Origin of the sequence: Ruoffia tabacinasalis (assembly GCF_005864045.1) — a bacterium.
In the GTDB taxonomy this organism is placed as follows: Bacteria; Bacillota; Bacilli; order Lactobacillales; family Aerococcaceae; genus Ruoffia; species Ruoffia tabacinasalis.
The window spans coordinates 1-272 of the sequence record NZ_VBSP01000126.1 but is presented as its reverse complement, the minus strand read 5'-3'; the positions used below and the strand labels follow the sequence as shown (position 1 = coordinate 272).

The 272-nt window shown below is 40.1% G+C and carries 1 pseudogene; it reads left to right on the top strand.

The annotated features are described in order from the left end of the window. Positions 1–221 (top strand): annotated as a pseudogene (locus FEZ33_RS12300) (IstB-like ATP-binding domain-containing protein); the annotation flags it as partial. Positions 222–272 lie beyond the last annotated feature (51 nt).

The following is a 272-nucleotide window of genomic DNA, read 5'->3' as shown; positions in this document are numbered from 1 at the left end:
ACAAGCAATATAACGATTTGGGCTTCGAAGATCGCTTTAAGCTTTTAGTAGACAGCGAACATTCTCGTCGCAAAAGTAATAAGCTTCAACGCTTAATAAGGCAAGCTGCATTCGAAGTTCCTTCAGCTGAGTATTGCGGACGTTTTTTACCAGTAGTGCGGTTCTTTTTACCACTCTTTGCGGGAAGATTTACCAATGTCTGCGGAATAGTTTACCAGTAATAATTAAATGACCCCATTTCTACTCAACTTTTGAGTAGAAATGGGGTCAAC